Raw genomic sequence first — 19,003 nt, forward strand, 5'->3', positions numbered from 1 at the left:
CTGATCTAGAGGTCCGACATGTCCAACACGAATCTGTACCGTACGTCGTTGCGCGACAACCGATCAAGGGCGGTGTCGACCTGCGCCGACGCCAGCGTCTCGACATCGGCGGTGATCCCGTGCTCGCCACAGAAGTCCAACATGTCCTGGGTGTGCGGCCGACCACCACTTCCCGCCGAACTCAGGCTCTTGCGGCCGATCAGGAGGTCGGTGATGTCGACTGAGGTCGTGCCGAGATGACCCACCGAACACAGTGTCCCGTCCAACGCCAGACACCGCAGATACGGCACGAGGTCGTGCTCGACCGGGACGCAGTCGATGATCAGGTCCAGCGCGCCCGTCTGCGCCGTCATCGCGGACTCGTCGGTCGAGACGACCACGATGTCGGCCCCGAGCGCCGAGGCCTCCGCCGCCTTTCCCGCACTGGTGGTGAACACGGTGACCGACGCCCCGAGAGCGTGCGCGAACTTCACGGCAAGATGTCCCAATCCGCCGATACCGGCCACACCGACGCGGACGCCGGGGCCGACGCGCCACCGCCGCATCGGCTCCCACACGGTGATGCCCGCACACATCAGCGGTGCGACCGCGGCAGGGTCGAGCCCTTCTGGACGGTGATAGACGAAACGGTCGCGGACCACGTACTCGTCGGCGAAGGCTCCTCTCGTCGGCGACCCGTCACGGCGATCGGTGCCTCCGTAGGTGAGGGTGGGGAACTCCCGGCAGAAGTTCTCCTGTCCTGCTCGGCACATGTCGCACACGTCGCAGGAGTCGACGATGTTGCCGACGGCGACCGCGTCGCCGATGGCGAAATCGGTCACCGCCGAGCCCACCTCGCCGATCACCCCGACGAACTCGTGGCCGGGGACGATGGCGGTGGTCTCGTCCCCCGAGACGACCGCACGCTGAGCGTGAAGGTCTGTGTGGCACACGCCGCAGTGGGTGATCCGTACGGCGACATCGTCCGGACGCAGATCACGCCGCTCGAATTCCCATCGCTGCAACGGTTTGTTCGGCGCGGTGGCTCGATATCCGGTCGTCGGTCGCACACGTCCTCCTCGGATCAGGCCGGTCGGACATTCCAACCAACTGGTTGGAATAACGCTAGACCGGGTCGCGGAGATGTGCAACCAACCGGTTGGATATGGCTAGACTGCCGATATGGGAGATTCCGCAGCCACTCGCGAGCGCATTCTCGCCGCGGCGACTGTCGAATTCGCCGACCACGGCATCGCCGGGGCGCGGGTCGATCGGATCGCGCACCGGGCACAGGCCAACAAGTCGCTCATCTACAGCTACTTCGGGAACAAGGACGAGTTGTTCGATGTGGTCTTCATGGCACGGGTCGACTCGGACATCGGCAGAACACCGTTCGACGCGGATGATCTCCCCGGGTACGCCGCACGTCTCTATGACATGTACCTCGGCGACCCCCATCTCGTCCGGCTGCTGACCTGGGCGCGACTGGAACGGACTCCACACGGGGCGTTGTTCGCCGACGTGCCCGATCGCGACGTCGAGGTGCTCGCCGGCATCGCCGACGCACAGCGTCGACAGGTGGTGGTCGACGACATCGACTCCGCTGACCTGTGGTCGATGCTCATCGCGATGGCGGCGACCTGGGCACAGGCGGCTATCGTCCACACCGCCACCGAATCCGAGGACGTCGCCGTGCACGCTCGACGGAGAACAGCATTGTCGACCGCGGTCTCGAGAGCGTTCTGCGTGCACGCCCTCTGAGCGGGGTCATTGCGAAGTACCACCCCATCGCGAATCATGGGCACGATGTCGATGCGCTCGGTGGCCCGGTGGGTGGCCATGCACGGATTCATCCGATTCCTCGCGAAAAGGGCGGCCGCGGCGGGTGACCCGCAGGCCAAGTTGATCGCTGATCCGGCGACGCGGGCCGACGCGTCGGGCGTCTATGCGGAGATCCGCGCCAAGGGGCCACTCGTGGAGACCGCGTTGGCCGCCATCACCGTCGACCACGCCGTCGTGTTCGAGACGCTGCGGTCGGATGACTTCCGCACCATCATCCTCGGGTCCCGGTTGCCCGCGCCGCTGAGGTGGATCGAGAAGCACACCCGCTCAGACGCGTTGCACCCGTTACGTCCCCCGTCACTGCTGGCCGTCGAGCCGCCGGACCACACGCGGTATCGACGACTGGTGTCGTCGGTGTTCACCGCCCGTGCGGTGGAGGCGATGCGCGACGGCGTCCAGGAAACCGCCGACGCATTGCTCGACGAACTCGCCGACACCGCCGCGCCCGTCGACATCGTCGAGCGCTACTGCGCCCTCCTGCCGGTCGCCGTCATCAGCGACATCCTCGGGGTCCCCGACTCCGACCGGATGCGCGTCCTGGAGTTCGGGGAACTCGCTGCCCCCAGTCTCGACATCGGACTGACGTGGACGCAGTTCTCCGAGGTCGAGACCGGGCTCGTCGGTTTCAACGCGTGGCTGGCCGACCACCTGGCGGCACTGCGCCGCTCCCCCGGCGACGATCTGTTCAGTCAGCTGATCCGGGCCTCCGACGACGGGGTGTCGCTGACCGACACCGAGTTGCTCGGGGTCGCCGGACTCGTACTCGCGGCAGGCTTCGAGACCACGGTCAACATCCTCGGCAGCGGTATCGATCTCCTCCTGCGCAACCCCGACCAGCTCGAGGCGCTGCGCGAGGATCCGTCGTTGTGGCCCAACACCGTCGACGAGATGTTGCGTCTGGAGGCCCCCGTCCAGATGACCGCGCGTGTCGCCAAGTCCCCGGTCGAGGTCGCGGGTGTCCGGATGGACCAGGGTGATCTGGCGATCCTCGTGCTCGCCGGTGCAAACCGCGATCCGAAGGTGTTCGACGACCCCGACCGGTTCGACGTCACGCGGCCCAACGCGGCCAAGCACCTGTCGTTCTCGGGTGGTCGGCACTTCTGCCTCGGGGCCGCACTGGCCAGGGCCGAGACCGAGGTGGGACTCCGCTCGCTGTTCGACCGCTTCCCGGAGATGCGTGCCGCCGGTGTCGGCACCAAGCGCGACACCCGTGTGCTCAACGGATGGGCGCACCTGCCCGTCGAACTCGGTGCCCGTCAACGCGCCACCAACGCCTGAATTCCGTTCTCGCCCGGACCGGTGACGTGCGTCGACGGTGTTAAGGTGGTCGGACCCGTTCGCTTGTTCGGGGTTCGCGAGTATGACGACGATGTCGGGGGCTCGCATGGTCGACTCACCGCATCAGTCCGAGGACACCGTCGAACCCGACGACGCCGTGTCGCCACCGACCGGCTCCGCCCCGTCGGCTGACCGCAGCTTGTTCTCCGGTCTGGGAGATCTCGGCCGGAACGCGGCTCGTCTGACCGGAGTCGACGGTGCCGCGATTGCCCTGCTCACCGAATCGACCGGGGTCCGCGATCTGGTCCGTGCCACCGATGCGATGTCCTACCACCTCGACGAACTGCAGTTCACCCTCGGCGAGGGGCCGTGTCTCGACGTCTTCTCCCCTGCGGGCAGTCCGCAACTCGTCCCCGACATGGGTGATGAGGTCGCGCGTCGACGATGGCCGGTGTTCACCGCCGAGGCGCGCGCGGTCGGTGTGCAGGCGGTCTTCGCGTTCGCCGTCACCGCCGGCACACGGCCACTGGGCGTGCTCGAACTGTATCGGCGGTCTGCGGGCGCACTGACCGAGGACGAAGCGCACGTGGCGGCACTGTGCGCCGAGTCCGTCGCGACGACCATCGCGCAGAACTGGGACGCCGTCATCGCGCACCTCGGCCCCGGGAGCGACGCGGCGCACGTCGCCGAGTGGCTCGCCGCCGGTGAAGTCGTTGCGCAGGGGGCGAATTCGCGAGCCCAGGTCTATGTGGCCTCGGGGATGGTCGCCGCGCAACTGAAGATACCGACCACCGAGGCGATGGCTCGTCTGCGTGCGCACGCGTATCAGACCGGCCGTTCGATCAAGGACGTCGCCGACGACATCGTCACCCGCCGACTCGACACGCGCGGCACGTTCGACGGCACTGAGGCGGACCGATGAGTCCGGAGAGCGTCGGCGGGTGGCCGCGGTGACCGCGGAACAGTCACGGATGGCGCTCGCCGATCTGGCGAGCACGCTGACCGGTGATTTCGACCTTCCGGTCGTGATGCAGACGGTGGCCCGGTACGCACGTGAGGGACTGACGGCGTACTCCGCCGCGGTGGTCCTGGTCGACCCCTATGTGCTCGGGGCGCCGTCGCGCGCCGCGCACATCGTGGCCGAGTCCGTGGCGGACCGCCGGGAGGCCGACCAGATGCTGAACGCCACCGGCCCCGGACTGGAGAGTGCACTGGGTGGGGCGACCACGATGATGGCCGAGATCGCCGAGGACACCCGATGGCCGGCCTACCGGGAACGCGCCGCCTTGCTGGGGATGCGATCGGTTCGCGCCTACCCGATCAACGCCCTGTCGGTCGTTCTCGGATCGGTCGTGATCCATACCTCGGACCCATGGGGTGTCGGACGTCCGAACGGACTCGGTCAGCTGCTGGCGGATCTGACCGCCCTCGCCCTCACGGTGGGCACTGCTCGTGAGCGCCGTGACAACGCATCGACCGCGGTCGGCCGGGTGCTGGAGGGCAGCGCGTCGATGGCCATCGCGATCGGCATCATCGCGGCGGCCCGCGACATCGACGCCGATGCCGCACGCGAGGAACTGACCCGTCTGGCGCGAGCCCACGACGTGACCACCACCGAGCACGCGACGGCGATCGTGGCCGGTCACGACTCGGCGCCCGGTGATCCGACCGCGGGCGGAATGCTGATCCCGCCTGCCGTTCCCGACCCGCCGCGCTACTTCACCAGCTGAGCCCGCCGCGGGGCCCGGCTCCACCGGCGACACACGTCAGTCGTCGTCCCGGTCGTCGTCGGTGCCAGGACGCTCGACGGGATCGCGAAGGTAGGCGATCGCGGCGTCGATGATCGGCTCGGCGGCCTGTGGTGAGGCGTAGGCCAGCCGGCCGGCCAACGATTCGAGCTCGTCGACCGCGAAACCGATGCGGCGCAGCGCATCCGGGTCCCCTGAATCGGAGGCGGCGGCGATCAGACGGTCGTCGAGTGCGAACACCTCGTCGTCGAGTCGGTTCAGCGCAGCCGACACCACCGGCGTCGACCTCAGAGTCGGGTTCTCGTGCACCGTGGCGATCGCATAGCGGATCCGGCGATGCTCGACAGCCTCCGGAGCGTCGGCGGTCGCCCAGTGGGCGGGTGCACGGCCGGCGCGGCCGGGAACCAGATCGGTGGAACGGGCGAAGCGCCGGACACGCAGCGTCGAATCGACGGCGAACCACGCCCCGCCGAGGAGAACGAAGACGGCCAGCACCGCGGTCACCACGATGATCAGTGTCCCCATGCGTCTGCGTCTCCCCTGTGTCGTGTCGGTTCTGTTCCCACCGCACAACTGTGTCGAAGTCCGGACACGAAACACAAACGGATCGCGCGCGATGAGACCTCGGTCGACGACCTCGCAGCCTCGACTCGACGGATCGGCCACCGAACTAGAACGTGTTCTATACAGTTTTCCGACATGAGCTCCGAACAGCCGATCCCGACCGTGGTCTGGGGCACGGGGAACGTGGGACGCGCGTCCATACGGGCGGTCGACGCGCATCCGCACCTCGAACTCACCGGGGTGATCGTGCACGATCCCGCCAAGGTAGGCCGCGACGCCGGCGAGCTCGCAGATCTGGGGCGCTCACTCGGCGTCATCGCGACCGACGACGCGGCCGCCCCGCTCGGGACCGCCGCGGCGGTGGTCTACGCGGCCTCGGGTGACATTCGCCCCGACGACGCGCTCGCCGACATCGTCGGCGCACTGCGCCGCGGTCTCATCGTCGTCACACCGTCGCTCTACGCCCTCTACGACCCGGCGTCGGCGCCGCCGGAGATGCGCGATCCGGTCGATGCGGCGATCACCGCGGGCGGCGGGAGCCTGTTCGTCTCCGGCGTCGACCCCGGGTGGGGCAACGACATCCTGCCCGTCCTCGCCACCGGCCTCGCCTCGAGCATCGACGAGGTCCGCTGCCAGGAGATCTTCGACTACACCACGTACGACCAGCCGGATTCGGTCCGGTATCTCATCGGTATGGGGCAGCCGATGGACTACGAACCGCCGATGGTGGCGGCCACGGTTCCGACGATGGTGTGGGGCGGTCAGATCCGCCTGATCGCTCGGGCGCTCGGCGTAGAGATCGACGAGATCCGCGAGACCCTCGATCGCCGCGCGCTCGACGACACCATCGAGACGGCCCGCATGGGCACTTTCGAACGGGGTACCCAGGGCGCGGTGCGATTCGAGGTGCAGGGGATCGTCGATGGCGACCCGCTGATCGTCATCGAACACGTCACCCGTATCCATCCGTCCTGCGCCCCGGACTGGCCCACTCCGCCGGACGGCGGCGACGGTGCGCACATCGTGATCATCGAGGGCCGTCCCAGGATCGTGATCACCGTCGAGGCGACCGACGAGAACGGCAACCGCGCGGCCGGCGGGAACGCGACCGCGGTCGGACGTCTGGTCAACGCACTGCCGTGGTTACGTGACGCGCCGTCCGGTCTGTACGACGCCCTCGACATACCGCTGTCCCCGGCGGTCGGGAAACTCTCACGGAAGGCACCGGCATGATCGTCGACGTACCCGACGGCAAGGACCCCATCACCTACGTGTGGGGGGAGATGGTGCCCGGTATCGGTCCGGCTGCCGCGAATCTGTCGATGAAGGTCTACTCGGACTCGACGCTGGGTCTCAGGGAGTTCGAGGCCGCACGACTGCGCATCGCGCAGATCAACGGGTGCGTCTTCTGCCAGGACTGGCGCACCGAGCGCGACGGCTGCACGGTCGAGGCCGGCTTCGATCGGTCGGTGGCGCAGTGGCGGACCACCGATGCCTTCGACACCCGGACGCGTCTGGCCGCGGAGTACGCCGAGCGGTACGCGACCGACCACCACAACATCGACGACGACTTCTGGACGCGGATGAGGGCGCACTACTCCCAGAACGAGATCGTCGAGCTGAGCATGTGCCTCGGTTCCTGGCTGGCGTTCGGCCGACTCAACCGGGTCCTGGGGCTCGACACCGCGTGCGTCCTGCCGACGCACTAGACGCCTACCGCCCGAGCAGCTCCGGCAGGCGCCGCTGGATGCGCTTGGCGGTGATCAACCGCGCCGAGAACGCGACCGCGAGCGATGCGATCAACAGTGCGGCGCTGACGATCCAGGTGTCGGTGTAGCCGGTGCCGCGGCCGACCGCGTTGCCGCTGAACCCCAGCGTGATGCCGCTGACGACCGCCGAGGCGAAGGCCGGGTAGGACGCTCGGTTCTCCAGACGGTGTTTCCAGTCGACGGCGTCACGGCGCAATTGCGCCGTCGATTCCCTGGGGTCGTGGCGAGCCGCCTCGATGGCCAGTTCCAGATCTGGATCGTGTCCGGCCCGCCAGGCCCGTACCAGCGACCAGATCCATCCGCCGACCACGACCGAGTCGCCGACAGCAAAGAACACGGTGCTCATCACTGTCACCGGTCCAGGCTAGCCGTCGCCACGGCCGTGACGGACCGTTCAGTACACGTCGCGCAGATACCGTTTGTCCGCCGCGAGCGCCTTGACGTATGCGTCGGCACTGCTCGGGGCGAGCTTGCCGAACTGTGCGACCACTCCCTTGAGGGCTGCGTCGACATCCTTGGCCATCCGGGTGGCGTCCCCGCAGACGTAGAACGACGCCCCGCGGTTGAGCCACTCCCACAGTTCGGCGCCGTGCTCGCGCATCCGATCCTGCACGTAGACCTTCTCGGACTGGTCGCGGGAGAAGGCCACGTCCAGTCGCGTCAGATGGCCGTCGTCGAGCAGGTCCTCGAGTTCGTCGCGGTAGTAGAAGTCGCTGCTGACGTGCTGTTCACCGAAGAACAGCCAGTTCGGGCCCGTGTGGCCCAGCGCCCGGCGTTCGTGCAGGAACGCGCGGAACGGTGCGACGCCTGTCCCGGGCCCGACCATGATCATCGGCGTCTCCGGGTCGGTGGGCGGGCGGAAATGCGTCGACCGCTGCACGAAGATGCCTATGTCGTCACCGTCGGCGTGGTCGGCGAGATAGGTCGAGCACACTCCGCGGCGGGCCACGCCGTGCACGTTGTAGCGCACCGCGGCGACCGTCAGTTGCACCTCGTCGGGGCTCTCCCTGGGACTCGAGGAGATGGAGTAGAGACGCGGTTGCATGGGTTTGAGCACCCGCAGCCATTCGTCGACCGAGGCGTGCACGGGGTGCATCCCGAGCAGATCGACCGACTGCCGTCCCCAGGTCCAGTCGGCGAGGGTCTCGCGGTTCTCCGGCAGCATCATGGCCTCGAGATCGACGTCGGCGGTGCGCTTGACGACGAACCGCAACAGGTCCGGCGTGATCCGCGCGATCTCGAGGTCATCGCGCAACGCCTGGCGCAGCGGCCGCGCGCCCCTGTCGCCGATCTCGACGACGGTGTCGCCGTCGAGTCGCGTGACGTCGAGCCATTCGTCGATCAGGTGCGGGCTGTTGCGCGGCCACACCCCCAACGCGTCTCCGGCGGAATAGGTGAGCGTGTTCTCCGGCAGGTGGAAGCCGAACTGTCGGACGTCCTTGCTCGACCCGGCCGCGTTGAGGGGGGTGTTACGCACGAGAGAGGTGATCAGCGGGGACTTCTTGCCGTACTCCACGCTCGTGGCCGGCGTGCGGTCGACGACCCGGGTGGCGCCCTTGACCTGTTGGTCGGTCTGCGCACCCGCCGCTCCGTCACCGAGGTGTGCGGCGACGGTGTCGAGCCAGGCGTTGGCGGTCTCCTCGTAGTCCGGTTCGCAGTCGGCGCGGTCGATGATGCGGTCGGCGCCGAGTTCGGCCATACGCTCGTCGAGTTTGCGGCCGTGCCCGCAGAAGTCGGCGTAATTGGAGTCGCCGAACGCCAGCACGGAGAACCGCACGCCGGTCAGGGGCGGGGCGTCCGACGAGCTGACGTGTTCCCAGAACCCGCCGCCGTTGTCCGGGGCGTCGCCGTCGCCGGTCGTGCTCGTGATCAGCAGGGCGGCATCGTGTTCGGCGAGCTCGGTGACCGGGAAATCGTCCATCGTGTGCATCGACACCCCGACGCCGGTGGACCGCAGACGTGCGGCGGCCGCTTCCGCGAACTCCTCCGCGGTGCCGGTCTGCGACGCACACAGGACCACCGCGGTCCGGGTGGCGGACTCGGAATCGCCGCCGATTGCCGGCGTTGCACCGTCCGCGCCGTCGACGTCGGTGCGGGCGAACATCCCGGCCAGGATCCCGTCGACCCAGGCGCGTGCCTCCGGTCGCAGGGGCGCCGTCGTGGGCACCGTCGGGACGCCGCTGATCCCCTCGACCGCGGCCGCACGCAGACCGGTGACGAGCCCGGCGACCCAGTGCCGTTCGGTGCCGGTCAGCTCCACCGTCGGTACGTGCACACCCAGCGCACCGGCGAGTGCATCGAACCGGTCGGGCGTCCCGGTCAGAGCGGGCGGTCCACCGGCGTCGACGTCGGAGTCGATGTCGACGCCTTCGGCCGCGATGCGCACCAATTGCACGGCGCACGCCTTGAACTCCGGCTGCTGTGAATCCGGGTCGACGGCGTCGTTGGTCACGGCGTTGATCGCGAGGTCGGTGCCGAACACGTCGTTCCAGTGGAACGGGGCGAAACAGTTGCCGCGTCGGACCCGATCACTGAGCGCGGCGGGCAGGACGGCGCGGCCGCGACGGGAGGCGATCTCCACACGGTCGCCGGCCGCGATACCGCGTTCCGCGGCGTCGTCGGGGTGGATCTCGACGAAGGGCCCGGGGTTGAGTCTCGTCAGTTTCGCCACCTTCCCCGTCTTGGTCATCGTGTGCCACTGATGCGGGAGACGGCCGGTGTTGAGCACGTACGGGAAGTCGTCGTCGGGCATCTCGGCGGGCGCCATGGCCGGTCGGGCGAGGAACTGCGCGCGCCCGGTCGGGGTGGGAAACGACAACCGCGGGGTCGAGCCGTCATCGGCGACCCGCAGGGTCTGGCTCACGCCGTCGTTGAGATAGCGGATCGGGTGCCGGGTGCTCTCGGCGTCGGGCGGGCAGGGCCACTGGATCGCGTTCTGCCGCAGCCGTTCGTAGGTGATACCGCGCAGGTCGTATCCGGTGCGGGGATTGGCGAACTCGGTGATCTCGGTGAAGATCTCTTCGGCGCAGCTGTAGTCGAACGCCTCGCCGTAACCGAGTTCACGGGCCATCGCGGCGATGATCTGCCAGTCCGGCATCGCCTCGCCGGGGGCGGCGACCGCCGGTTGGCACAGCGTCACCGTACGTTCGGAATTGACCATCACGCCGTCGAACTCGGTCCACAGCGCGGCGGGCAGCACGACGTCGGCGTACCCGTTGGTCTCGGTCTCGGCGAAGGCGTCCTGGGTGATCACCAGTTCGGCCCGCTCCAGGCCGGCGATCACGGTGGATCGATTCGCCACGCTGGCAACAGGATTTGTGCAGATGATCCAGCACGCCCTGATCTCTCCGTCGGCCATGCGGGAGAACATGTCGACGGTTCCGCCCCCGACGTCGGTGCGAATCGTCCCCGGGGTCAGCCCCCACTTCTGCTCGACGAAGGACCGATCTGCGTCGACGGTGGCCGCACGTTGCCCGGGCAGACCCGGGCCCATGTACCCCATCTCGCGACCACCCATCGCGTTCGGCTGGCCGGTGAGCGAGAACGGGCCGCTGCCGGTCCGGCAGATGGCGCCGGTCGCCAGATGCAGATTGCACAGCGCGTTGGTGTTCCAGGTGCCGTGTGTGGACTGGTTCAGCCCCATCGTCCAGCAACTCATCCAGTTGTCGGCCTCGCCGATCCACCGCGCCGCGGTCCGCAGATCGGCCTCGGCGATCCCGCACCTCGTGCTCACCTCGGCCGGTGTGTAGTCGGCGAGGAACGCCGGCATCTCTTCCCAGCCGTCGGTGAACCGCTCGATGAAGTCGGTGTCGATGCGATCCTCGGCCACGAGAAGATGCAGGATCCCGTTCATCAGCCAGAGGTCGGTCCCGGGCACGATCTGCAGGAAGAGGTCCGCCTTGTCGGCGGTGGCGGTGCGGCGTGGATCGACGACGACGAGCTTTGCGCCCTGCTTGACGCGGTCGAGCATCCGCAGATGCAGGATCGGATGACAGTCGGCCATGTTGGCGCCGGTCACGAAGAAGACGTCGGCGTGCTCGAAGTCCTCGTAGGACCCGGGAGGCCCGTCGGCACCGAGCGATAGTTTGTACCCGGTCCCCGCGCTCGCCATGCACAGGCGCGAGTTCGACTCGATCTGGTTGGTCCCGATGAAACCCTTGGCGAGCTTGTTCGCGAGGTACTGCGCCTCCATCGACATCTGGCCGGACACGTAGAGCGCGACCGCGTCGGGACCGTGATCGTCGATGATGGCGCGCAGGCGGTGTGCGGTGGCGCGAATGGTGGCGGCGGTGTCGGCGCGCTCGAGGGGTGCGCCTCGGTCGGTGCGGGTGCGGGCCGAGTCGAGTCGCCCCGGAGCCGCCAGCATGTCCGCGGTCGTGCTCCCCTTCGTGCACAGACGGCCGAAGTTGCTCGGGTGGTCCTGATCGCCGACGGTCTTGACGATGGCGGGTGCACCGGACGGCGCCGAGTCGATCTGCAACACCATGCCGCAGCCCACGCCGCAGTACGCGCACACCGATCTGACCATGCCCCCACTGTGTCGGGCCTGCGGATCTGAGCGATTACACGACTGTGTGTCCGAGGTGACGATCTCCTCACCGACGGTGATCGCACGTCGTGAGACCGGTCCGCAGGAGTTGAACCCACTGAGAACGCAAATCTGTCGACGGGCCGATGTCGGAGCTAGGTTCGCCGCCATGACCACTTCCACCACCTACCTGGGCGGCGTCATCGCCACGACCGCCGACGCCGTCGACACCGATCCGAAGAACGCACTCGCGGTGTTCCGCGGATCCGCCGTCGCCCACGATGCGGTCGCCAGCACGGTCACACTCGGCAAGTACAGCGTCGAGGTCGACGAGCCACCCGCCCTCGGCGGCGAGAACATTGCAGCCAACCCGGTCGAGTACTACCTGGCGTCGCTGTTGTCGTGCCAGGTCGTGACCTATCGGGTCTGGGCCGAGAAGCTGGGCATCACAGTCGAGGACATCTCTGCACGCGCCGAAGGCGACCTCGATGTCCGTGGGTTCTTCGGCTTCGACGAGGCCGTCCGCCCCGGCTTCGGCGAGGTGCGCGTCGTCGTCACCGTCACCGGCCCGGAGTCGGCCGATCGGTACCGGGAACTGCAGGACGCGGTCGACGCGCACTGCCCGGTCCTCGACCTCACCCGCAACCCGACGCCGATCCACACCTCCCTCGAGATCGGATAGTCTCGCGCGAGTGACCGAACACGAATTCGGGTTGCGCACGAAAGCGATTCACGCAGGTGCCCGACCCGATCCGCACACTGGTGCGCGCGCCGTCCCGATCTATCAGACGGCGAGTTACGTCTTCGCCGATGCCGCCGACGCGGGTGATCTCTTCGCCCTGCAGAAGTACGGCAACATCTACAGCCGCATCGGCAATCCCACCGTCGCCGCGTTCGAGGAGCGGATGGCCAGCCTCGAGGGTGGTATCGGCGCGGTGGCCACCGCGAGCGGTCTGTCGGCGGAGTTCGCGGTGTTCGCGACCCTTGCGGGCGCGGGCGACCACATCGTCGCCGCGGCCGGACTCTACGGCGGAACGGTCACCCAACTCGACGTCACCCTGCGGCGGTTCGGCGTCGAGACCACCTTCGTGGTCGGCACCGACCCGGCCGACTACGCCGCGGCCATCACCGAGTCGACCAAGCTGATCTACGCCGAGGTGATCAGCAACCCGTCCGGCGAGATCGCCGACCTCGAGGGGCTCGCCGCCGTCGCCCACGACCACGGGCTTCCCCTGGTTGTCGACTCCACCATGGCGACCCCGTGGCTGTGCCGCCCCCTGGAGTTCGGTGCCGATGTCGTCGTGCACTCGGCCACCAAGTTCCTCGGCGGTCACGGCACCACCCTCGGCGGCGTCATCATCGAGTCCGGCCGGTTCGACTGGGGCTCGGGCCGTTTCCCCGCCATGACCGACCCGGTCGCGGCCTACGGCGGACTGAGCTGGTGGGGCAACTTCGGGGAGTACGGGTTCCTGACCAAGGTCCGTAGCGAACAGGTCCGCGACCTCGGTGCCAGCCTCGCGCCCACCTCGGCGTTCCAGCTGATCCAGGGCATCGAGACGCTCCCCCAGCGGATGGACGCCCACATCGCCAACACTCGCGCTGTCGCGGAATGGCTCGATGCCGATCCTCGCGTCTCCTACGTGCGCTGGGCCGGTCTGCCGGACCACCCCCATGCGGCCCGTGCGGCGAAGTATCTCCCCGCCGGACCGGGCGCGGTGTTCGCGTTCGGCATCGAGGGCGGTCGCGCCGCCGGACAGAAGTTCGTCGAGAGTGTCCGGCTGGCCAGCCACGTCGCCAACATCGGGGACGTCCGCACCCTCGTCATCCACCCGGCGAGCACCACCCACCGCCAGCTCACCGACGCCCAGCTCGACGGGGCCGGTGTGGGTCCCGAACTGATCCGTATCAGCGTCGGCATCGAGGACCCGGCCGACATCATCTGGGATCTCGATCAGGCCTTGACGCAGGCGACGTCGCAGTCGGAGGCCGACGCGTGAGCGCGCAGCGCACGTGGCAGGGGCCGTCCGCGCAACGCCGACGTGAACTGCTGCTCGAGACCAGGTCGATCGCGATCGTGGGTGCTTCGGCCAACCCGGCGCGGGCGAGCTACTTCGTCAACCGCTACCTGTCGTCGACCTCGGACTACACCATCTATCTGGTCAACCCGACCATCGACGATGTGGACGGCACGCCGGTCTACCCGACGCTCGCCGATCTCCCCGAGACCCCCGACCTGGTCGACGTGTTCCGCCGACACGACGACCTGCCCTCGGTGCTCGACGAGACCATCGCGGTCGGCGCCCGGGCGATCTGGTTGCAGCTGGGACTGTGGCACGAGGGCGTGGCGCACGACGCCGAGGAGGCGGGGCTGACGGTGGTGATGGACCGGTGCATCAAGATCGAGCACGCACGGTTCCACGGCGGGCTGCACCTCGCCGGTTTCGACACCGGCGTGATCGACTCGCGGCGCCGGACAGGTCTCTGACCGATCGGCGAATCGTCAGCTGCCAGTATGGAGCGTGTGACCCGCAACGACGCACCCACGACGCCGACAACCGACGACTCGACCGACGGTTACCTGCCGATCGCCGACCACGGGGTCATCGGGGACCTCCGGACCGCCGCCCTGGTGGGTATCAACGGCCGGATCGATTGGTTCTGCTGCCCTCGCTTCGATTCCCCCAGTGTGTTCGGCGCACTGCTCGACTCGGCCGAGGGCGGATCGTGGGACATCTCGATGGTCGACGGTCTGGTGACGACGAGACAGTTCTATCTGCCCGACTCCAACGTGCTCGTCACGCGTTTCATGAGCGAGGACGGTGTCGCCGAGGTCCAGGACCTGATGCCGCTGACCAAGCCCAAGGATCCCGATCACCGCACGCGCATCGTGCGCCGTATCGAATGCGTTCGGGGGCACGTGCGGATGAGCATGAGGCTCGATCCGCGATTCGACTACGGACGCGGCGAACGCACCGTCGAACTCGACGACGACAACCATGCAACCTTGGCCGGCGGTGACCTGACGCTGCACCTCGCCTCGGATGCGACGCTGACCCGGGCCGACGACGGATCGATCGGGGCCGAGATCGAACTGCGTGTGGGCGAGGCCACCACGTTCACGCTCGGCGTCGACGAGATCCCTGCCGAGGAGGTCGACTCAGAGGCGTCGGAACTGGTGGTCCACGCGACGGTCCGCTTCTGGCAGGCGTGGCTTGCTCAGTCGAACTACACCGGTCGGTGGCGCGAGATGGTGCACCGCGCGGCGCTGGTGTTGAAGCTGATGACCCACGAACCCACCGGGGCGATCGTGGCCTCGATCACCACCGCGCTCCCCGAGGAGATCGGCGGCGAGCGCAACTGGGACTACCGCTACGTCTGGATCCGCGACGCCGCGTTCTCCCTGTACGGGTTGCTGCGCCTCGGTTTCAACGACGAGGCCGCGGCGTTCATGGGGTGGCTCACCCGTCGATTCAGCGACGGCGGCGACGACAACGGTCGACCGCTTCGGTTGATGTACACGATCGACGGTGAGACCCCGCCCGACGAGAAGCCCCTCGAGCACTGGGAGGGGTACCGCGGGTCGACGCCGGTCAACGTCGGCAACGGCGCCACGAACCAGCTGCAGCTCGACATCTACGGCGAGCTCATCGACTCGGTGTACCTGTTCAACAAGTACGGCCCCGGTATCTCGTACAACTCGTGGAATCAGTTGTGTGAGGTGATGTCCTGGCTGGTCGACAACTGGGACCAGTCCGATGAGAGCATCTGGGAGGTGCGTTCGGAGTCGCAGAACTTCGTCTACTCCCGCCTGATGTGCTGGGTCGCGTTCGAGCGCATGATCCGTATGAGCAGGCAGCGCGGACTGCCCGGCGACGTCGGCACGTGGATGACGACGCGCGACGAGATCTTCACCCAGATCATGGAGAAGGGCTGGAACGACAAGCGCGAGGCGTTCACCCAGACCTTCGAATCCGATCACCTCGATGCCTCGCTGCTCCTGATCCCGGCCGTGAAGCTGCTCTCCCCCACCGATCCGCGGTTTCTCTCGACCCTCGCGGCCATCGAGGGTCAGTTGGTCAGCGACTCACTGGTGTTCCGGTACGACTCGAGCGACCACGACGACGGCCTCAGCGGCACCGAGGGCACGTTCTCGCTGTGCTCGTTCTGGTACGTGGAGGCGTTGACGCGGGTCGGGCGACGAGCCGACGCGCGGCTGGCGCTGGAGAAGATGTTCACCCATGCCAACCATCTCGGTCTGTACGCCGAGCAGGTCGGTCTGACCGGTGAGCAACTCGGCAACTTCCCGCAGGCGTTCACCCACCTGGCGCTGATCAGTGCCGCGTTCAACCTGGATCGCGAACTCGGCGCCTGACCGGGATCAGCTGTTCTGCTCGACGATGAACCGGTTGACGCGTTCGGCGATCTCGTCGGGACGTTCGCCGTTGATCGCGTGCGTCGCACCCTTCCAGAGCTCCACCTGCGATCCGGGGATGGCCTCTGCCGCTGCAACCGCACGGGCCGGGTCGTGGACGATGCTCGCCCCGGCGATGATCGCGAGAACGGGAAGCGGGATCGTCGCCAGGTCGCCGGCGGACGGGCGCACCGGTTGCGGAACGGATTGCGCGAAGTCGCGCATCCCCGATGCGATGAGTCGACCCTCCGGAATCTCGTCGGACACCATCGCGCCTCCCGCGGTCATGCCGAGTAGCTTGTGTCGCAACCTCTGTGGGAGTCCCGGGAGGATCGAGCCCATCGACACCGCGATCATCTTCGCGGTCAACGGCGCGAAGGTGTTGGCGGGGTCGAGCAGGATGATCGATGCGAGGCGACCGGGTCTGCGGATCGCGCACTGTGCGGTCAGCCAACCGCCGATGCTGACACCCATCAGGTGCACGCGATCAGACGTCAGTTCGGCGAGGGTCTCGTCGACCCACGCAACCTGAGCGTCGGTGTCGGTCAGCGGTACGGTCTGGGTGCTCGCACCCGGCTCGCCGATCGAGTCAATCGACCAGACGTCACGCGACGAGAGAAACGGTTCGATGTTGGCCCGCCACAACGGTGTCGAGGACTGACGGCCGGCCAACAGCACGAGCGGTTCGCCGCCGCGTGTCCCCCATCGGTAGGCGCGCACACGGCCGAACGACGTCGGTACTGCGACAACGTCATCCGGCCGGGGCAGCAGCGACATCCCGTCACGGTATGCGGCGGCGTACCGGTCGAAACCGGCGGCGCTGCGAAACGAACCGACGCCGCGCCTGCGCCCGATGTTCGGATCGAGGAAGTACGGGGTGCTCATGTCATGAGCGTAGCTACGCAGTTCGTCCGGCGGGTGAGGTCGTCGTCGGGTAAGTGTGGTGGGACACCACGACCGACCACACCGAGGGATGGCGATGAACAGGAACGACCTCACCGAATTGATCGTCGAGCGACGGATCAGCAGCGGACTGACCTGGCAGCAACTCGCCGACGCGATCGACCGACCGGTGGTGTGGACGACCGCGGCCCTGCTGGGGCAGCACCCGATCCCACGCCCGGAGGCGGAGATCCTCGTCGAGAAGCTGGGTCTCGACGTCGGCGTCATCCCGCTTCTCGGCACGGTCCCGGTGCGTGGCACCGACCGCGACGTCGCGATGTCCGACCCGACCATCTACCGCCTCTACGAGGCGCTGGCGGTCTACGGTCCGGCGCTCAAGGAACTGATCCACGAGAACTTCGGCGACGGCATCATGAGCGCCATCAACTTCAGCATCGACATCGACAAGAAGACGCACCCGACCGGGGACCGTGTCGTCATCACACTCGACGGCAAGTTCCTGTCCTACGACTGGGTCAGTGCCGACTGACCCGGTCGCACAGCACGGTTCAGGACGAGGTGGTGAACCACCCGACCGGTGCGGCGAGATCGTCGGCCGACCCGGGGCCCATGGAGCCCGCCTCATACGGCTGGATGGCCGGAGGGTTGTCGAGCAACGGCGCCGCGACCTCCCACACGTGCGCGAGACCGTCGGGCCGGGTGAACAACGATCGATCGCCGTCGAGGACGTCGTAGAGCAACCGTGAATACGGCGAGAGTCCACCACCGTCGGACGTCGCGACGGTCTCGAGCGGCAGTTCGAGGTGGCCGACGGTGAGGTCCTCGCCGGGGCCGGGCTTCTTCACCGTCAACGTCACGTCGATCGCACCGTCGCCGGAGAGGTCGAACGTCAGGGCGGCACCGTTGGCGGGCAGATGCTTGATGGGGCCGTCGTCGGGTCGACGGAACACCAACGTCACCCGCTGCGCCGAGGCTCCGAGCATCTTGCCGGTGCGCATCACGAACGGCACGTCGCGCCAACGATCGGTGTCCACCCACATGCGGGCCGCGACGTAGGTGTCGGTGGTGGAATCGTCTGCGATGCCCTCGGTCTCGCGGAATCCCCGGTACTGACCGAGTACGACCTCGCTGGTGTCGATGGGCCGGAAGGCAGCGATGACCGATTCGCGGGCACTCTGCAGATCGTCGGCGCTCAGGCTGATCGGCGGTTCCATGGCGACCTCGGCCGCGACCTGGAACAGGTGGGTGACGAGCATGTCGAGGACGGCGCCGGTGGCGTCGTAGAACTCGGCGCGATCGTCGATGTCGAGGGTCTCGGGCACGTCGATCTGGACCTGCTCGACGTGCTCGCGGTTCCACAACCCGGCGAACATCCCGTTGGCGAAACGCAGGATGTGCAGGTTCTGGGTGCTCTCCTTGCCGAGGAAATGGTCGATCCGATAGACCTGCTGCTCGTCGAACACCTCGTGGACCGCGGCGTCGAGTTGCTCGAACGCCTTCTGCGATGTGCCGAAGGGCTTCTCGTACACCACACGTGATCCCTCGGCGAGGCCGTGCTCGCCCAGTGCCGTGGTGTAGTCGGTGAAGGTCGCGGGCGGCAGCGCGATGTAGTGCACGAGCTGGACGTCGTCGCCGTCGAAGTCGTCGTCGTTGCGCACCTCGTCGATGACGTCGGGCAGCGCGCCCGGGTCGTCGGCGGTGAACCCGCCTCCGGCGAACCGGAGGTTCTCGGCGAATGTCTTCCAGGTGTCGTTGTCGGTACCGGGCCCGAATTCGCCGAGAGCGTCCTTGACGTGATCGCGGAACTCGTCGTCGGTCCGTTGTCCCCGACCGTTGCCGATCAGCCGCCAGCGTGCGGGGAGGAGGTCGCGTTGTGCGAGTTCGAAGAACGCGGGCAAGACCATTCGCTTCGCGAGGTCTCCGGTCGAACCGAACAGAACGAAGACCGTGGGGGTGTCGTCAGCCATGACACCACTATGCC

General features: G+C 67.7%; 17 protein-coding genes. 11 read left to right on the plus strand and 6 right to left on the minus strand.

The genetic code is table 11. The annotated features are described in order from the left end of the window. Window positions 1-5 precede the first annotated feature (5 nt). Window positions 6-1,049: an NAD(P)-dependent alcohol dehydrogenase gene (locus JHC79_RS06085; protein WP_296389270.1), complete on the minus strand. Its 1,044-nt coding sequence runs from the start codon at window positions 1,047-1,049 to the stop codon at window positions 6-8. A 112-nt stretch (window positions 1,050-1,161) separates the two neighbouring features. Here JHC79_RS06085 and JHC79_RS06090 point away from each other — a divergent pair, with 112 nt between their 5' ends. From JHC79_RS06090 to JHC79_RS06105, 4 genes are all read left to right on the plus strand, one after another. After that, window positions 1,162-1,740 carry a TetR family transcriptional regulator gene (locus tag JHC79_RS06090; protein ID WP_296389271.1) on the plus strand — a complete coding sequence of 193 codons (579 nt, stop codon included), beginning with the start codon at window positions 1,162-1,164 and terminating at the stop codon, window positions 1,738-1,740. 51 nt (window positions 1,741-1,791) lie between these two features. Next, entirely contained in the window at window positions 1,792-3,099 is a 1,308-nt protein-coding gene (locus tag JHC79_RS06095) for a cytochrome P450 (protein ID WP_296389305.1), read from the plus strand. A gap of 91 nt (window positions 3,100-3,190) precedes the next feature. Continuing rightward, window positions 3,191-4,021 carry a GAF and ANTAR domain-containing protein gene (locus JHC79_RS06100; RefSeq protein WP_296389272.1) on the plus strand — a complete coding sequence of 277 codons (831 nt, stop codon included), beginning with the start codon at window positions 3,191-3,193 and terminating at the stop codon, window positions 4,019-4,021. A 28-nt stretch (window positions 4,022-4,049) separates the two neighbouring features. Further along, on the plus strand, window positions 4,050-4,829 hold the full coding sequence (locus tag JHC79_RS06105) for a GAF domain-containing protein (protein ID WP_296389273.1): 780 nt from the start codon (window positions 4,050-4,052) through the stop codon (window positions 4,827-4,829). 36 nt (window positions 4,830-4,865) lie between these two features. On the opposite strand, the gene JHC79_RS06110 is transcribed toward JHC79_RS06105, so the two are convergent. Next, window positions 4,866-5,372: a hypothetical protein gene (locus JHC79_RS06110; protein WP_296389274.1), complete on the minus strand. Its 507-nt coding sequence runs from the start codon at window positions 5,370-5,372 to the stop codon at window positions 4,866-4,868. A gap of 174 nt (window positions 5,373-5,546) precedes the next feature. Between JHC79_RS06110 and JHC79_RS06115 the strand changes: the two genes are divergently transcribed. Both JHC79_RS06115 and JHC79_RS06120 read left to right on the plus strand, forming a co-directional pair. Further along, window positions 5,547-6,644: a dihydrodipicolinate reductase gene (locus JHC79_RS06115; RefSeq protein ID WP_296389275.1), complete on the plus strand. Its 1,098-nt coding sequence runs from the start codon at window positions 5,547-5,549 to the stop codon at window positions 6,642-6,644. Further along, window positions 6,641-7,120 carry a carboxymuconolactone decarboxylase family protein gene (locus JHC79_RS06120; protein ID WP_296389276.1) on the plus strand — a complete coding sequence of 160 codons (480 nt, stop codon included), beginning with the start codon at window positions 6,641-6,643 and terminating at the stop codon, window positions 7,118-7,120. The genes JHC79_RS06115 and JHC79_RS06120 overlap by 4 nt, the downstream gene beginning before the upstream one ends. A gap of 4 nt (window positions 7,121-7,124) precedes the next feature. Here the strand turns inward: JHC79_RS06120 and JHC79_RS06125 are convergent, their stop codons facing one another. Next, a complete protein-coding gene (locus JHC79_RS06125; RefSeq protein ID WP_296389277.1) occupies window positions 7,125-7,535 on the minus strand; it encodes a hypothetical protein in 411 nt (136 codons plus the stop codon). 39 nt (window positions 7,536-7,574) lie between these two features. Further along, entirely contained in the window at window positions 7,575-11,708 is a 4,134-nt protein-coding gene (locus JHC79_RS06130; protein WP_296389278.1) for a bifunctional nitrate reductase/sulfite reductase flavoprotein subunit alpha, read from the minus strand. A 169-nt stretch (window positions 11,709-11,877) separates the two neighbouring features. Between JHC79_RS06130 and JHC79_RS06135 the strand changes: the two genes are divergently transcribed. From JHC79_RS06135 to JHC79_RS06150, 4 genes are read left to right on the plus strand one after another with little or no spacing between them, the layout of a single operon-like run. Continuing rightward, a complete protein-coding gene (locus JHC79_RS06135; protein ID WP_296389279.1) occupies window positions 11,878-12,390 on the plus strand; it encodes an OsmC family protein in 513 nt (170 codons plus the stop codon). Window positions 12,391-12,400: 10 nt separating this feature from the next. Beyond that, entirely contained in the window at window positions 12,401-13,705 is a 1,305-nt protein-coding gene (locus tag JHC79_RS06140; protein WP_296389280.1) for an O-acetylhomoserine aminocarboxypropyltransferase/cysteine synthase family protein, read from the plus strand. Further along, window positions 13,702-14,193: a CoA-binding protein gene (locus tag JHC79_RS06145; protein WP_296389281.1), complete on the plus strand. Its 492-nt coding sequence runs from the start codon at window positions 13,702-13,704 to the stop codon at window positions 14,191-14,193. The genes JHC79_RS06140 and JHC79_RS06145 overlap by 4 nt, the downstream gene beginning before the upstream one ends. A gap of 36 nt (window positions 14,194-14,229) precedes the next feature. Further along, window positions 14,230-16,080 (plus strand): glycoside hydrolase family 15 protein, encoded by a 1,851-nt coding sequence (locus tag JHC79_RS06150; protein WP_296389282.1) that lies wholly within the window; start codon window positions 14,230-14,232, stop codon window positions 16,078-16,080. Window positions 16,081-16,086: 6 nt separating this feature from the next. Here JHC79_RS06150 and JHC79_RS06155 read toward each other — a convergent pair whose 3' ends face one another. Beyond that, a complete protein-coding gene (locus tag JHC79_RS06155) occupies window positions 16,087-17,004 on the minus strand; it encodes an alpha/beta hydrolase (RefSeq protein ID WP_296389283.1) in 918 nt (305 codons plus the stop codon). An 88-nt stretch (window positions 17,005-17,092) separates the two neighbouring features. Here JHC79_RS06155 and cynS point away from each other — a divergent pair, with 88 nt between their 5' ends. Continuing rightward, window positions 17,093-17,551 carry a cyanase gene (gene cynS, locus JHC79_RS06160; RefSeq protein ID WP_296389284.1) on the plus strand — a complete coding sequence of 153 codons (459 nt, stop codon included), beginning with the start codon at window positions 17,093-17,095 and terminating at the stop codon, window positions 17,549-17,551. 19 nt (window positions 17,552-17,570) lie between these two features. Here cynS and JHC79_RS06165 read toward each other — a convergent pair whose 3' ends face one another. Next, a complete protein-coding gene (locus tag JHC79_RS06165) occupies window positions 17,571-18,989 on the minus strand; it encodes a glucose-6-phosphate dehydrogenase (NADP(+)) (protein ID WP_296389285.1) in 1,419 nt (472 codons plus the stop codon). Between the last annotated feature and the right edge of the window lie 14 nt (window positions 18,990-19,003).

Origin of the sequence: Williamsia sp., assembly GCF_016462415.1 — a bacterium.
Taxonomy (GTDB): domain Bacteria; phylum Actinomycetota; class Actinomycetes; order Mycobacteriales; family Mycobacteriaceae; genus Williamsia_A.

What these genes read in the sequence shown, in the direction of transcription:
- JHC79_RS06110 (WP_296389274.1), bottom strand. Translation starts at nt 5,372, where the DNA reads ATGGGGACACTGATCATCGTGGTGACCGCGGTGCTGGCCGTCTTCGTT.
- JHC79_RS06100 (WP_296389272.1), top strand. Translation starts at nt 3,191, where the DNA reads ATGTCGGGGGCTCGCATGGTCGACTCACCGCATCAGTCCGAGGACACC.
- JHC79_RS06120 (WP_296389276.1), top strand. Translation starts at nt 6,641, where the DNA reads ATGATCGTCGACGTACCCGACGGCAAGGACCCCATCACCTACGTGTGG.
- JHC79_RS06115 (WP_296389275.1), top strand. Translation starts at nt 5,547, where the DNA reads ATGAGCTCCGAACAGCCGATCCCGACCGTGGTCTGGGGCACGGGGAAC.
- JHC79_RS06135 (WP_296389279.1), top strand. Translation starts at nt 11,878, where the DNA reads ATGACCACTTCCACCACCTACCTGGGCGGCGTCATCGCCACGACCGCC.
- JHC79_RS06130 (WP_296389278.1), bottom strand. Translation starts at nt 11,708, where the DNA reads ATGGTCAGATCGGTGTGCGCGTACTGCGGCGTGGGCTGCGGCATGGTG.
- JHC79_RS06155 (WP_296389283.1), bottom strand. Translation starts at nt 17,004, where the DNA reads ATGAGCACCCCGTACTTCCTCGATCCGAACATCGGGCGCAGGCGCGGC.
- cynS (WP_296389284.1), top strand. Translation starts at nt 17,093, where the DNA reads ATGGCGATGAACAGGAACGACCTCACCGAATTGATCGTCGAGCGACGG.
- JHC79_RS06090 (WP_296389271.1), top strand. Translation starts at nt 1,162, where the DNA reads ATGGGAGATTCCGCAGCCACTCGCGAGCGCATTCTCGCCGCGGCGACT.
- JHC79_RS06165 (WP_296389285.1), bottom strand. Translation starts at nt 18,989, where the DNA reads ATGGCTGACGACACCCCCACGGTCTTCGTTCTGTTCGGTTCGACCGGA.
- JHC79_RS06095 (WP_296389305.1), top strand. Translation starts at nt 1,792, where the DNA reads ATGCGCTCGGTGGCCCGGTGGGTGGCCATGCACGGATTCATCCGATTC.